Source organism: Sphingobium sp. VMM (genome assembly GCF_056790315.1).
In genome coordinates, this window is the sequence record NZ_JBXGSI010000056.1 from 1 (window position 1) to 1,158 (window position 1,158).

1 pseudogene is annotated in these 1,158 nt (G+C 64.0%); it reads left to right on the forward strand.

What is annotated here, in order from left to right:
* Nucleotides 1-34: 34 nt before the first annotated feature.
* Nucleotides 35-928: pseudogene (locus tag ACUCV3_RS27265) on the forward strand (IS110 family RNA-guided transposase); the annotation flags it as partial.
* Nucleotides 929-1,158: the final 230 nt, after the last annotated feature.

A 1,158-nucleotide genomic window follows, 5' to 3' on the forward strand; every position in this document is an offset into this window, starting at 1 on the left:
GAGAGGCAAACTGCTCGACTTCTTCGCCGGTTAGCCAGCCTGCATGGTAGCGCTCGAGGCGTGCGGTGGCGCCTATCACTGGGCGCGCCAGCGGCAGACAATGGGGCATAAGGTACGCTTAATCCCACCAGCCTACGTCAAGCCGTTCGTGAAGCGGAACAAGCACGACGCGATCGATGCTGAAGCGATCTGCGAGGCGGCGCAGCGCCCTGGCATGCGCTTCGTGGCGGTGAAGAGCGAGCCGCAGCAGGCCGCAGGGCTCGTGTTCCGCACGCGAGACCTGGCGGTGCGACAGCGCACCCAGTTGATCAACGCGATCCGCAGACATCTGGCGGAGTATAGCGGGGTCGCGCCGCGCGGCACCGCGCATATGACGATGCTGGTTAACCTTCTGGAAGATGATGAGATGGCCTCGCCCCTGCCGGAAGCGGCGCGGCCTATGTTCAAGCTCATGGTCGACATGTTGGCCGGGCTCGACAGACAGATATCTGTGCTCGACCGCGAGATCGCACGGCGTGGCAAGGAGGATGAAGCGGCACGCCTACTGATGACCATCCCGGGGACCGGCCCCATCGCTGCGACGGCCATCATCGCGCTAGCACCGCCGATCGAGACCTTCCGCAATGGCCGCGACTTCGCCGCTTGGCTTGGCCTCGCGCCGCATCAGCACTCGACCGGCGGCAAACAACGGCTCGGCAGCATATCGAAGATGGATGAGCGCACGATCAGACGGCTGCTGATCATCGGCGTCAGCTCGATAGTGCGACAGGCCTACCGGTTCGGCGCGCCGGCCGGCTCGTGGCTGGAGCGGATGCTTGCGCGCAAACCGCGCATGCTCGTCTCGGTCGCGCTCGCCAACAAGATGGCGCGCATGGTCTGGGCGTTGCTCGCAAAGAACGAAGGTTACAGAGCTCCGGCAGCGGTCGCGGCGTATGTCAAAGCAGCGGTCCGAGGCGTCGGGGACGTAGGCGGTCGAAGAAGGGTATGGCACAACAGTCGGCGAGACGGGGCGGAAGAACCAGAGAATAGCAGGGCACTAGCCAAGCGCGTAAACCTGAAATGGATCCGGTCCGTGAACTCCCATACTGGCTCGCAGCATATGGCGCTGCTCATCAAGGCCGGACAGATGACCGGATCCGACTACGTGCCAACATGCCC